The organism is Micromonospora noduli (assembly GCF_003264365.1).
GTDB lineage: Bacteria > Actinomycetota > Actinomycetes > Mycobacteriales > Micromonosporaceae > Micromonospora > Micromonospora noduli.
In genome coordinates this window covers 73,918-85,074 of the sequence record NZ_PYAK01000023.1, presented here as the reverse complement: position 1 = coordinate 85,074, position 11,157 = coordinate 73,918, and the positions used below count along the sequence as shown (strand labels likewise).

Here is an 11,157-nt window from a genome sequence, read left to right as displayed (position 1 = left end):
ACAACACCATGCCCGATGCCCTGTCCGCCCGCCGCCTCTCCCGCCGTGGCCTGCTGGCCGCCGGTGGCGCTGCCACGCTGGCCACCCTGCTCGCCGCCTGTGGCAAGGACGACGCCGCGAAACCCGCCGCCGGAAACGGAAGTGGCCCCTGGTCGTTCACCGACGACCGCGGCACGAAGGTTGAGGCCCCGGCGCGTCCGACCCGCGTGGTGGCCTTCACCGGTGTCGCGGCGGCCCTGATCGATTTCGGTCTCGACAAACAGCTCGTGGGCGTGTTCGGTGAGACCAGGCGTGCCGACGGCACGGCCGAGCCGCAGGCCGGCGACCTGAACGTCGAGGGCGTCGAGATCCTCGGCAACGTGTGGGGCGAGTTCAGCCTGGAGAAGTACGCGGCGCTACGCCCCGAACTGCTGGTCACCCACATGTACGACCCGGACGCGCTCTGGTACGTGCCGGACGAGAGCAAGGCCAAGATCCTCCCGCTGGCGCCCAGTGTGGCGATCACCACCGCCCGGGTGCCGATGACCAAGCCCATCGAGCGGTACGCGGCGCTGGCCGAGTCGCTCGGCGCGGACCTGTCCGCGAAGAAGGTCACCGACGGAAAGGCCCGCTTCGACGCCGCCGCCGAGGCGGTCCGGCAGGCAGTCAAGGCCAACCCCGGGATCAAGGTGATGGCCTGCTCCGGCAGCCCCGACCTCTTCTACGTCTCCAACCCGAAGGTCAGCACCGACCTGATGTACTTCGCCGAGTTGGGCGTCGACATCGTGGTCCCCACCAAGCTCGAAGCCGGCGACTACTTCGAGGCGCTGAGCTGGGAGAGCGCAGGCAAGTTCCCGGCCGACCTGATCCTGCTGGACAACCGCAGCACCGCCTTGCAGGCCAAGGACCTCACCGCCAAGCCGACCTGGCAGCAACTGCCGGCGGTCACTGCCAACCAGGTGAGCCCGTGGGACGCGGTACCCCGTTTCTCGTACGCCGGCTCAGCGCCGCTGCTGGAGAACCTCGCCACCGCCATCCGGAACGCGAAGAAGGTCAGCTGACGCCATGAGTACGAGCGCCACCGCACCGATCGCCTCGCAGTACCGCTTCTACGCCGCGCACGTCGTCCGGGCCCGTCGGGTCGGCGCCTCGCTGATCCGGGTCACCTTCGGTGGCGCGGAGCTGGCCGACTTCGCCGGCGGCGGCCGGGACCAGAGCGTCTCGCTGTTCCTGCCGCACCCCGGGCAGCACGCCCCGGTGGTCCCGGTCGAGCAGGGCGAGGACTGGTTCGGCGGCTGGCGGGCACTGCCGGCGGACGTCCGCGCGGTGCTGCGCTCGTACACCATCCGGGAGCACCGCCCGGCCGAGACCGCTGTCGACATCGACTTCGTCAGCCACGGCGACACCGGCCCCGCCTCCCGCTGGGCGGCCCTGGCCGGCCCCGGCGACCGGGTGCTGCTGCTCGGCCCGGCGGTGCCCGACAACCGCAGCGTCTGCTTCCGCCCGCCGGACGGCACGGACCTCGTGCTGCTCGCCGCCGACGAGACCGCGCTGCCGGCCGTCGAGGGCATCCTGGCCTGGCTGCCCGCCGGCACCCGGGTGCGCGCCTGGATCGAGGTGCCCGACGCCGCGGACATCACCGACCTGCCCACCGCTGCCGACGTCGAGATCAGGTGGATCGTGCGGGGCAGCACACCGCCCGGGAGTGACCTGCTGGTCAGCTCCGTGCGCGCCGCCCGGCTCCCCACCGGCGGCACCCCGTACGCCTGGATCGCCGGTGAGTCCGGCGTGGTGCGGGCGCTGCGCCGGCACCTCGTCGACGAGCGCGGCTTCGACCGCCGGAGGGTGACCTTCGCCGGCTACTGGCGACGCGGACTGTCCGAAGAGGACCTGCGTGCCGAGGCGCTGGCCGGCGTCACCGCCTGACTGACGACCCCAACCGATCGGCAGCACTGCCCCGAGGCGCACCGCCGCGCCGGGGAGGGTTCCGGCTGCCCCTCGTCGAGAACGTGGAAGGACATTCCGTGACCGTGCCGACGTACCCCGTCGAGACCACCACACCGCCACCGGCGTCAACCGCCGCGCGGGCCCAGCTGCTGCACGGTGGCTCGGTCGAGCAGTACCGCCGGACGATCGCCGACGGCGTCGACCGGGTAGCCCGCCGAGTGGCCGCCGTGGACCGTCCCGGCACCGGGATCACGCCGGCCGAGCTGGCCCCCCTGGTCGACCGGGTGGACCTGGACCGTCCGCTGGGCGACGCCGGCGCCGCCCTCGACGAGCTGGAGAACGTCTACCTGCGCGACGCCGTCTGGTTCCACCACCCCCGCTACCTGGCCCACCTCAACTGCCCGGTGGCCATCCCAGCACTGCTCGGTGAGGCGGTGCTCACCGCCGTGAACTCCTCGCTGGACACCTGGGACCAGAGCGCCGGGGCCACCCTCATCGAGCGCCGGCTGGTCGACTGGACGGCCGAGCGGATCGGCCTCGGTCACCGCGCCGACGGCATCTTCACCAGCGGCGGCAGCCAGTCCAATCTCCAGGCGCTGCTGCTGGCCCGGGAGGAGGCGTGCGCCGACGCCATCGGCCCGGCGGCGCGCGCCGAACTGCTGCCCCGGCTGCGCGTGCTCACCTCCGCCGCCGGTCACTTCAGCGTGCAGAAGTCGGCCAAACTGCTCGGCCTCGCCCCGGACGCGGTGATCGCGGTACCCACTGACGCCCGGCGACGGATCCGGCCGGCCGCCGTCCGCGAGGAGATCGCCCGGTGCCGGCAGGCCGGGCTGGTGGTGATGGCCGTCGTCGGCACCGCCGGTACCACCGACTTCGGCTCTATCGACCCGCTCACGGACCTGGCCGGGATCTGCGCGGCAGCCGGCGTGTGGCTGCACGTGGACGCCGCGTACGGCTGCGGTCTGCTCGTCTCGCCGACGCGCCGGCACCTGCTCGACGGCATCGAGCGGGCCGACTCGGTGACCGTGGACTTCCACAAGTCGTTCTTCCAGCCGGTCAGCTCCAGCGCGCTGCTGGTCCGCGACCGGCGGACGCTGCGGCACGTCACCTACCACGCCGACTACCTCAACCCGGCCCGGATGGTGGAGCAGCGCATCCCCAACCAGGTCGACAAGAGCTTGCAGACCACCCGCCGTTTCGACGCGCTGAAGCTCTGGCTCACCCTGCGGGTGATGGGCCCGGACGCGCTCGGCGGGCTCTTCGACGAGGTCGTCGACCGCGCCGCCGACGCCTGGCAACTGGTCAGCGAGGACCCGCGCTTCGAGGTGGTGACGCGCTCGGAGCTGAGCACCGTGGTGTTCCGCTACCTGCCCACCGGCCCCGGCCGGGAGTTGGCCGACGCCGCCAACCTGCACGCCCGGGAGGCCCTCGCGGCGTCCGGTCTCGCAGTGGTCGCCGGGACCCGGGTGGACGGCCGGCACTTCCTGAAGTTCACACTGCTCAACCCGGAAACCACAGTCGACGACGTCGGGTACGTGCTCGACCTGATCGCCACCCACGCCGGCCAGTACGTGCACGACCACGTCGACGCCGACCTGACCTGCCCCGTCGGCTGACGCCGATGAACCTGCCCCGTCGGCTGACGCCGGTGACCACGAACCCGCGCCTGGAGACCCCGATGTCCACCCACGACTTCATCGCCATCGGGTTGGGCCCGTACAACCTGGGCCTGGCCTGCCTCACCGCGCCGATCGACGAGCTCGACGGGGTGTTCCTGGAGGCCCGGCCGAGCCTCGCCTGGCACCCCGGCATGCTGCTGGAGTCAGCCCGGTTGCAGACCCCGTTCATCGCCGACCTGGTCAGCCTCGCCGACCCGACGTCGCCGTACTCCTTCCTCAACTACCTCAAGGAGATCGGCCGGCTCTACCCGTTCTACATCCGGGAGAGCTTTTACCCGCTGCGCAGTGAGTACGACGCGTACTGCCGGTGGGCGGCGGCGAAACTGCCGAACCTGCGCTTCGGTCAGAGCGTGACCACTGTGGAGTACGACAGCGCCGACGAGCGGTACGTGGTGCGGGCCAGCACCGGCACGGGGGAGACCGTGCAGTACCGGGCCCGGCACCTGGTGCTCGGCACCGGTACCCCGCCGCACCTGCCCCCGGCCGTGGCCGGGTTGCCCGGCGACGCCGTGCACAACTCCCACTACCTGGAGCACCGCACGGCGCTGCGCACCAAGCGCAGCATCACGGTGGTGGGCAGCGGGCAGAGCGCCGCCGAGATCTACCACGACCTGCTCGGCGACATCGACCGGTACGGCTACCAGCTCAACTGGGTGACCCGGTCGCCGCGGTTCTTCCCCCTCGAATACACCAAGCTGACGCTGGAGATGACCTCACCGGACTACGTGGACTACTTCCACGCGCTGCCCGAGGCGACCCGCTACCGGCTGGAGTCCGAGCAGAAGGGCCTGTTCAAGGGGATCAACGCCGACCTGATCAACGACATCTTCGACCTGCTCTACGCGCACAGCGTGGACGGGCCGGTGAACACCCGCCTGCTCACCAACACCGAGCTGGTCAGCGCCGAGCACCAGGACGGGCAGTACACGCTGGGGTTGCGCCAGGTGGAGCAGGAGCGCGACTTCGTGCTGCGTACCGAGGGGCTGGTGCTGGCCACCGGCTACCACTACCGGGTGCCGGAGTTCCTCACGCCGGTGTCAGACCGGATCCGCTGGGACGCGCACGGCCGCTTCGACGTGGCCCGCAACTACAGCATCGACCACAGTGGGCGGGGCATCTTCCTGCAGAACGCGGGCACCCACACGCACAGCATCACCTCACCGGACCTCGGCATGGGCGCCTACCGCAACTCCTGGATCATCCGCGAGCTGCTCGGCCGGGAGCACTACCCGATCGAGAAGAGCATCACCTTCCAGGAGTTCGGGGTGTCGTCGTGACGAGCGTCTTCACCCGGGTCGACGAGGGGCTCGGTGAGTTCGCGCTGCGGCCGCTCGATCCGGACGCCGACGCGGCGCTGCTGCACGCCTGGGTGACCCACCCGAAGGCGGCGTTCTGGATGATGCAGGACGCCGACCTGGCCCAGGTCACCGAGGAGTACCGGCGCATCGCCGAGCACCCGCACCACGACGCGTACCTCGGCCTGTGGCGGGGGAGTCCCGCCTTCCTGGCGGAGCGCTACGACCCGGCCCACGTCGAGCTGGTCGGCCTGTACGACCACCAGCCCGGTGACGTGGGCATGCACTTCCTCTGCGCGCCGGTCGACGCGCCAGTGCACGGCTTCACCCGGGCGGTGATCGGCACCGTCATGGCGTGGCTCTTCGACGACCCGACGACCCGTCGGGTGGTGGTCGAACCGGACGTGCGCAACACCGCAGTGCACGCGCTGAACGCCGCCGTCGGCTTCACCGTCGTCGGCCCGATCGCCAAGCCCGAGAAGGACGCGCTGCTCGGCGTCTGCACCCGAGCCCAGTTCCAGGCTGCCGCCGACCGCAGCGCCGCCGACCGCGCCGCTGTCACCCGAACCGAAGGAGCCCCGGCGTGACCACCACCGCCGTACCCACCCACCCGCCCGTCGCCACGGTGCACAACGCCCCCGGCGACCCGGTCGGGCACCTCACCCCGCAGCGCTGGGCCCGGGCCAACCGGCTGCTGGTCCGCAAGGCCCTCGCCGAGTTCACCCACGAGCGGCTGCTCACCCCGGAGGCCGTGGCCGGCCCCGACGACCGGCAGTGGTACGAGGTCCGCAGCGACGACGGCACTGTCACCTACCGGTTCGCGGCGCGGGTGCTCGCCCTGGCGCACTGGCAGATCGACGCGGACAGCATCACCCGACACCGCGACGGCAGCGCCCTGGCCCCGGACGCGGTGGACCTCATCGTCGAACTGCGCGACACCCTCGGGCTCTCCGCGCGGGTGCTCCCGGTCTATCTGGAGGAGATCACCTCGACGCTGGCCGGTACGGCGTACAAGCTGACCCAGGCGGCGCCGAGCGCCGCCGAGCTGGCCGAGGCGGATTTCCAGACCATCGAGACCTCGATGACCGAGGGCCACCCCTGCTTCGTGGCGAACAACGGCCGGCTCGGGTTCGGCGTCGACGAGTACCACCGGTACGCCCCGGAGGCCGCAGCGCCGGTGCGGCTGGAGTGGCTGGCCGCACACCGGGACCACTCGACGTTCAGCAGCGCCGCCGACCTCGACTACGACACGCTCATCGAGAGCGAGTTGGACGCCGAGACGCGGGCCCGGTTCGCGGCCACGATGGCCGATCTCGGGCTGGACCTCGCCGACTACCACCTGATCCCGGCACACCCGTGGCAGTGGTGGAACAAGCTGGCGGTCACCTTCGCCGGGGAGCTGGCCGAGCGGCGGCTGGTGCACCTCGGCCCCGGGCCGGACGTGTACCTCGCCCAGCAGTCCATCCGCACCTTCTTCAACGTCAGCGAGCCGGGCCGGCACTACGTCAAGACCGCGCTGTCGGTGCTGAACATGGGCTTCATGCGAGGGCTGTCGGCCGCCTACATGGAGGCCACCCCGGCGATCAACGACTGGCTGGCCGACCTGATCGCCACCGACGAGGTGCTGACCGGCACCGGTCTGACCGTCATCCGGGAGCGGGCCGCTGTGGGTTACCGGCACCGGCGGTACGAGGCGGCGACCGAGCGCACCTCCCCGTACCGCAAGATGTTGGCCGCCCTGTGGCGGGAGAGCCCGGTGCCCGACCTCGCGTCGGGGGAGCGACTGTCCACCATGGCCGCGCTGCTGCACGTCGACGACGAGGGCGATTCACTGGCGGCGGCGCTGATCGCCCGGTCCGGCCTGGCGCCCGAGGTGTGGCTGCGTCGCTACCTGGACGCCTACCTGACCCCGCTGCTGCACAGCTTCTACGCCCACGACCTGGCCTTCATGCCGCACGGCGAGAACGTCATCCTGGTCCTCGACGAGCAGGACACCGTCCAGCGGGTGATCTTCAAGGACATCGCCGAAGAGATCGCGGTGATGAGCGACACTGTCGAGCTGCCGGCGGCGGTGGAGCGGATCCGCGTCGAGGTGCCCGACGACACCAAGCTGCTGACCATTTTCACCGACGTGGTGGACTGCTTCCTGCGGCACCTCAACGCGGTCCTGGTCGAGGCCGGCGTGCTCGCCGAGGACGACTTCTGGCGCACTGTCGCGGTCTGCGCCGCCGACTACTTCGACCGGGTGCCGCACCTGGCCGAGCGGGTCCGCCACTACGACCTGTTCGCCCCGGAGTTCACGCTGTCCTGCCTCAACCGGCTGCAACTGCGCAACAACCAGCAGATGATCGACCTGGCCGACCCGTCGGCGGCGCTCCAGTTCGTCGGCACCCTCACCAACCCGCTCGCCGCCCACGCTCCGGCCCGGTGACCGCTATCGCGTTTGGTCAGCGGGCACGCCAACGGGTGCAATAGGCGGATGGGAGTTCTGAGTACCGCGAGCCTGTTCGCCGCCACAGTGACCACCGGCCTGACCGCCGGGCTGTTCGCCGCCTTCGCGTACGCGGTCATGCCGGGTCTGGCCCGCACCGACGACCGGACGTTGGTGCTCGCCATGCGGCGGATCAACGAGTCGATCCTCAACGGTTGGTTCGCGGTGTGCTTCGGCGGCGCGCTGCTGTTCACGCTGGTGGCGGCGGCGCTGCACCTGGGGGCCGAGCGTCGGGCGGTGCTGCCGTGGATCGTCGCCGGGCTGGTGTTGTACCTGGTGGTGCTCGGCGTCACCGCCGTGGTCAACGTGCCGCTCAACAACGTGCTGGCCCGCGCCGGCGACGTCGACGACGCCACCGACCTCGCGGCGTTGCGAGCGCGCTTCGAGGTCACCTGGGTACGCGGCAACGTGGTCCGCGCCGTCGCGTCGACCGGTGCCTTCGGGTTGCTGGCGTGGGCGCTGGTGGTCGAAGGCCGGCTGCTCGGCTGAGGCCGGATGGGAGGGCGACCGACCGGGCCGGCGTCGGCTCAGTCGGTCGGGTCGGCCGTGCCGGCCTGCTGGAACGCGCGGGCCAGCTGGGCGAGGTCGAAGCCCTCGAAGTGCTGGAGGAACCGGCGGCGTACGGCGGCCAGGTGACTGGGCCAGGATTCCTGCAGGCGGGCGTAGCCCGCGTCGGTGAGGACGGCGTTCCAGCCGCGCGCGTCCTCCTCGCACCGTTCCCGTCGGACCAGGCCCTGCGTCTCCAGCCGGATGATCGTGCGGGTCATGCCGCTGAGGGAGAGGTGGCAGAGCGCGGCGAGCTCGTTCATGCGCATCCGCCGGTCCGGTGTCTCGGAGAGGTTCATCAGCGCGGTGTACTCGGTGAGCGGTAGCTGACGGTCACCGACCATGTCCGCGTCGATCGCGCGGGGCAGGACGTGCATCACCTGTCCCAGGGCGCGGACCAGGGATTCCTCGTCTGGAGTGAGGGGCTGCGGACTCGCTGCGGAGGGATTGGGCATCCTCCTATCATACTTGTTTGACTGAGCAAATGCTCACCCTCCGTGTGACCACGCCCATAGGCCAGATATTTGCTTGACCGATCAAGCGTCGGTTAGCGTTCCCCGTCGTCAGGCAAGGACCTCTGAAAGGCGCCACACATGACCAGGATCGGGATCATCCTCGGAAGCACCCGCCCGGGGCGTAACGGCGAGGCCGTCGCCCGCTGGGTGCTCGACATCGCCAAGCAGCGCTCCGACGCGGAGTACGAGCTGATCGACCTGCTCGACTACCAGCTGCCGCACCTCGACGAGGCGTACCCGCCCTCGATGGGCCAGTACACCCAGCCGCACACCAAGCGGTGGGCCGAGACGATCGCGTCGTTCGACGGGTTCATCATCGTCACCCCCGAGTACAACCACTCGACCTCGGGCGCTCTGAAGAACGCGATCGACTTCCTCTACGCCGAGTGGAACAACAAGGCCGTCGGCTTCGTCAGCTACGGCTCGGTCGGCGGGACGCGCGCCGTGGAGCACCTGCGTCTGATCTCCGGTGAGCTCCAGATGGCCGACGTGCGCTCGCAGGTCGCGCTGTCGCTCTTCACCGACTTCGAGAACTTCAGCGTCTTCAAGCCCAACCAGTTCCACCAGGACTCGCTGACCGCCACGCTCGACCAGGTGGTCGCCTGGAGCGCGGCGCTCGCTCCGCTGCGCAAGGGCTGAGCGTTCCGCGCCTTTCGGAAACGGCCGTGGGGGATCCCACGGCCGTTTCCGGGCGTTCAGGCACGCTCTGCGCCGGCGAACAGGTCCAGCGACAGCTGCCACAGTCGCGCCGCCGCCGTGGGGTCGATCGCGTGGTCGGCGACGCCGCGCAGCGGGTCCGCCGGGTCGTGACGCACCGCCTGCTGGCAGTCCTCGAAGTACCGGCCGCCGATGCCCTCCAGCTGCGGCCCCGCGGCGAGCAGCACGGAGGTCGCGGCCCCCTGCTGCGGGGTCTTGAAGTCGAACGCCGGAAGCTGCGCGTAGTCCTCCTCGGTGAGGTGCCGTCCCAGGTTGGTGACGACCGCGCCCGGGTTGGCCACGTTGACAGTGATGCCGTCGCCGGCCCAACGCCGGTTCGCCTCGACGGCGAACAGCGCGGTGGCGGTCTTCGACTCGCCGTAGGCAAGCAGACGGTCATAGGGGCGTGCCCGGAAGTTGACGTCCTCGAAGACCATCGGGGCCGAAACGTGGGCGATGGAACTCAGCGAAACGACGCGGGCCCCACCGGCCTCGGCGAGCGCCCGGTGCAGCCCGTTGGCGAGTGCGAAGTGGCCGAGGTGGTTGGTGGCCAACTGCAACTCCCAACCCTCCGCCGTGCGCATCTCGGGGGTCGCCGACACTCCGGCGTTGTTGACCAGGATGTGCAGGGGCCCGTCCCAGGCGGCCACGAACGCGGCGACCGACCGCTGGTCGGACAGGTCCAACGGCGCGACCCGGAGCAGCCGGTTCCCGGTCCCGGCGCCGATCTCCCGCGCGGTCCGTTCTCCGGCCCGCACGTCCCGTACCGCAAGCGTCACCTCGGCGCCCGCCATGGCGAGCGCCCGGGCGGTCTCCACTCCGATGCCCGACGAGGCACCGGTGACGATCGCGCGACGCCCGGTCAGGTCGACACCGGCCACGACGTCGGCGGCGGTGGATTGGGCGTTGAACGGCGTGCTGACGCGTGTTTCCGACATGAACGTCTTCCTTCGGTGGGTGTCCTCACGTGGCCGTGCCGGCTCGCCGTACCGGCGTACGGTGTGCCGGCGCCGCCCTTCACACCGATCGTGCGCGGAGGTCTGTGCGGACGGCCAACACGCTCTTCCTGGCGTGGCTACAGTCTGTTCCTGTGGCCACGCCTGAGCTGCGACAACTGCGGTACTTCCTGGTCCTCGCGGAGGAGCTGAGCTTCACCCGTGCCGCCGCCCGCCTGATGATCGCCCAGCAGTCGCTGTCGCAGCAGATCACCGCCCTGGAACGCGCCCTCGGGGCGAAACTGTTCGACCGTGACAGCCGCGGCACCACCCTCACCGACATCGGTGCCCTGTTCGTGCCCGAGGCGCGCGCCGTCACCGACCGCGCCGAGCAGGCCGTCGCCGTAGTGGAACGGGCCCTGCGGGGTGACGTCGGCACCCTCCGGCTCGCCTTCCTGACCACCGTCGCCAACCATCTGCTGCCCCCGGTGGTCCGGGCAGCCCGCCAGCACCTCCCCGACCTGCACCTGGCCACCGAGTCCACCAGCATCGCGACGCTGGTGCAGGGCGTCCTCGACGGGCGGTTCGACGTCGCCTTCACCCGGACCCCGCTCGTGCCCGGCCTGGAGTCCAGGAGACTGACGACCGAACCGGTCTGCGCGGTGCTGCCCGAGGGCCACCCGCTCGCCGGGCGCGACGAGTTGACCCTCGCCGACCTGGCGGACGAACCGTGGGTCATGACCCCGCGCAGCTCCTGGGAACCCTGGCACCGCGCCTACGAGGACCAGTTCCGGGAAGCGGGCTTCGTACCGACCGTCGTTCAGGAGGAGGCCGGCGTGCAGAGCCTCCTCGGCCTGGTCGCCGCCGGGCTCGGCGTCACCCGGCTCGCCTGCTCGGCGGCGAGTCTTCGCCGCACCGGCGTGGTGTTCGTTCCGCTGACCGGCGCCTACGCGTACACCGAGATGGTGTGGTTGGCGGGCAACACCGCGCCCGCGCTGCACCGCTTCCTGGACGTGGTCACGGAACTCGCGGCGACCACCGACCTCACCAGCACCGGCTGACGGTGAGCCGGCC

The 11,157-nt window shown here is 70.9% G+C and carries 11 protein-coding genes; 9 read left to right on the top strand and 2 right to left on the bottom strand.

Features of this window, described 5'->3' with window-relative positions:
• Window positions 1–8 precede the first annotated feature (8 nt).
• The 7 genes from GUI43_RS18800 (at window position 9) to GUI43_RS18770 (ending at window position 7,880) form a co-directional block, all read left to right on the top strand.
• Window positions 9–1,040, top strand: a complete 1,032-nt coding sequence (locus GUI43_RS18800; protein ID WP_112602436.1) for an ABC transporter substrate-binding protein — start codon at window positions 9–11, stop codon at window positions 1,038–1,040.
• Between the two features lie 4 nt (window positions 1,041–1,044).
• The gene (locus tag GUI43_RS18795) at window positions 1,045–1,905 is read left to right on the top strand and encodes a siderophore-interacting protein (protein WP_112602437.1); all 861 of its coding nucleotides are present in this window, start codon (window positions 1,045–1,047) and stop codon (window positions 1,903–1,905) included.
• A 98-nt stretch (window positions 1,906–2,003) separates the two neighbouring features.
• Window positions 2,004–3,542 carry a pyridoxal phosphate-dependent decarboxylase family protein gene (locus GUI43_RS18790; RefSeq protein ID WP_112699390.1) on the top strand — a complete coding sequence of 513 codons (1,539 nt, stop codon included), beginning with the start codon at window positions 2,004–2,006 and terminating at the stop codon, window positions 3,540–3,542.
• 62 nt (window positions 3,543–3,604) lie between these two features.
• Window positions 3,605–4,882 carry a lysine N(6)-hydroxylase/L-ornithine N(5)-oxygenase family protein gene (locus GUI43_RS18785; RefSeq protein WP_112590275.1) on the top strand — a complete coding sequence of 426 codons (1,278 nt, stop codon included), beginning with the start codon at window positions 3,605–3,607 and terminating at the stop codon, window positions 4,880–4,882.
• The gene (locus GUI43_RS18780; protein ID WP_112699389.1) at window positions 4,879–5,487 is read left to right on the top strand and encodes a GNAT family N-acetyltransferase; all 609 of its coding nucleotides are present in this window, start codon (window positions 4,879–4,881) and stop codon (window positions 5,485–5,487) included. Before GUI43_RS18785 ends, GUI43_RS18780 begins: the two co-directional genes overlap by 4 nt.
• Window positions 5,488–5,525: 38 nt before the next feature.
• Window positions 5,526–7,331 (top strand): IucA/IucC family protein, encoded by a 1,806-nt coding sequence (locus GUI43_RS18775; RefSeq protein ID WP_112699409.1) that lies wholly within the window; start codon window positions 5,526–5,528, stop codon window positions 7,329–7,331.
• A 48-nt stretch (window positions 7,332–7,379) separates the two neighbouring features.
• Window positions 7,380–7,880, top strand: coding sequence for an anthrone oxygenase family protein (locus GUI43_RS18770; RefSeq protein WP_112699388.1), 501 nt, complete (start codon window positions 7,380–7,382; stop codon window positions 7,878–7,880).
• Between the two features lie 38 nt (window positions 7,881–7,918).
• Here GUI43_RS18770 and GUI43_RS18765 read toward each other — a convergent pair whose 3' ends face one another.
• Window positions 7,919–8,392: a MarR family winged helix-turn-helix transcriptional regulator gene (locus GUI43_RS18765; protein WP_112699387.1), complete on the bottom strand. Its 474-nt coding sequence runs from the start codon at window positions 8,390–8,392 to the stop codon at window positions 7,919–7,921.
• A gap of 138 nt (window positions 8,393–8,530) precedes the next feature.
• Between GUI43_RS18765 and GUI43_RS18760 the strand changes: the two genes are divergently transcribed.
• Window positions 8,531–9,091 (top strand): NADPH-dependent FMN reductase, encoded by a 561-nt coding sequence (locus GUI43_RS18760; RefSeq protein WP_112699386.1) that lies wholly within the window; start codon window positions 8,531–8,533, stop codon window positions 9,089–9,091.
• A 56-nt stretch (window positions 9,092–9,147) separates the two neighbouring features.
• Here the strand turns inward: GUI43_RS18760 and GUI43_RS18755 are convergent, their stop codons facing one another.
• Window positions 9,148–10,086, bottom strand: a complete 939-nt coding sequence (locus GUI43_RS18755; RefSeq protein WP_112699385.1) for an SDR family NAD(P)-dependent oxidoreductase — start codon at window positions 10,084–10,086, stop codon at window positions 9,148–9,150.
• A gap of 152 nt (window positions 10,087–10,238) precedes the next feature.
• Between GUI43_RS18755 and GUI43_RS18750 the strand changes: the two genes are divergently transcribed.
• Complete coding sequence (locus GUI43_RS18750; protein WP_112699408.1) at window positions 10,239–11,144, top strand: LysR family transcriptional regulator; 906 nt, start codon at window positions 10,239–10,241, stop codon at window positions 11,142–11,144.
• Window positions 11,145–11,157 lie beyond the last annotated feature (13 nt).

What these genes read in the sequence shown, in the direction of transcription:
- GUI43_RS18800 (WP_112602436.1), top strand. Translation starts at nt 9, where the DNA reads ATGCCCGATGCCCTGTCCGCCCGCCGCCTCTCCCGCCGTGGCCTGCTG.
- GUI43_RS18795 (WP_112602437.1), top strand. Translation starts at nt 1,045, where the DNA reads ATGAGTACGAGCGCCACCGCACCGATCGCCTCGCAGTACCGCTTCTAC.
- GUI43_RS18785 (WP_112590275.1), top strand. Translation starts at nt 3,605, where the DNA reads ATGTCCACCCACGACTTCATCGCCATCGGGTTGGGCCCGTACAACCTG.
- GUI43_RS18770 (WP_112699388.1), top strand. Translation starts at nt 7,380, where the DNA reads ATGGGAGTTCTGAGTACCGCGAGCCTGTTCGCCGCCACAGTGACCACC.
- GUI43_RS18765 (WP_112699387.1), bottom strand. Translation starts at nt 8,392, where the DNA reads ATGCCCAATCCCTCCGCAGCGAGTCCGCAGCCCCTCACTCCAGACGAG.
- GUI43_RS18760 (WP_112699386.1), top strand. Translation starts at nt 8,531, where the DNA reads ATGACCAGGATCGGGATCATCCTCGGAAGCACCCGCCCGGGGCGTAAC.
- GUI43_RS18755 (WP_112699385.1), bottom strand. Translation starts at nt 10,086, where the DNA reads ATGTCGGAAACACGCGTCAGCACGCCGTTCAACGCCCAATCCACCGCC.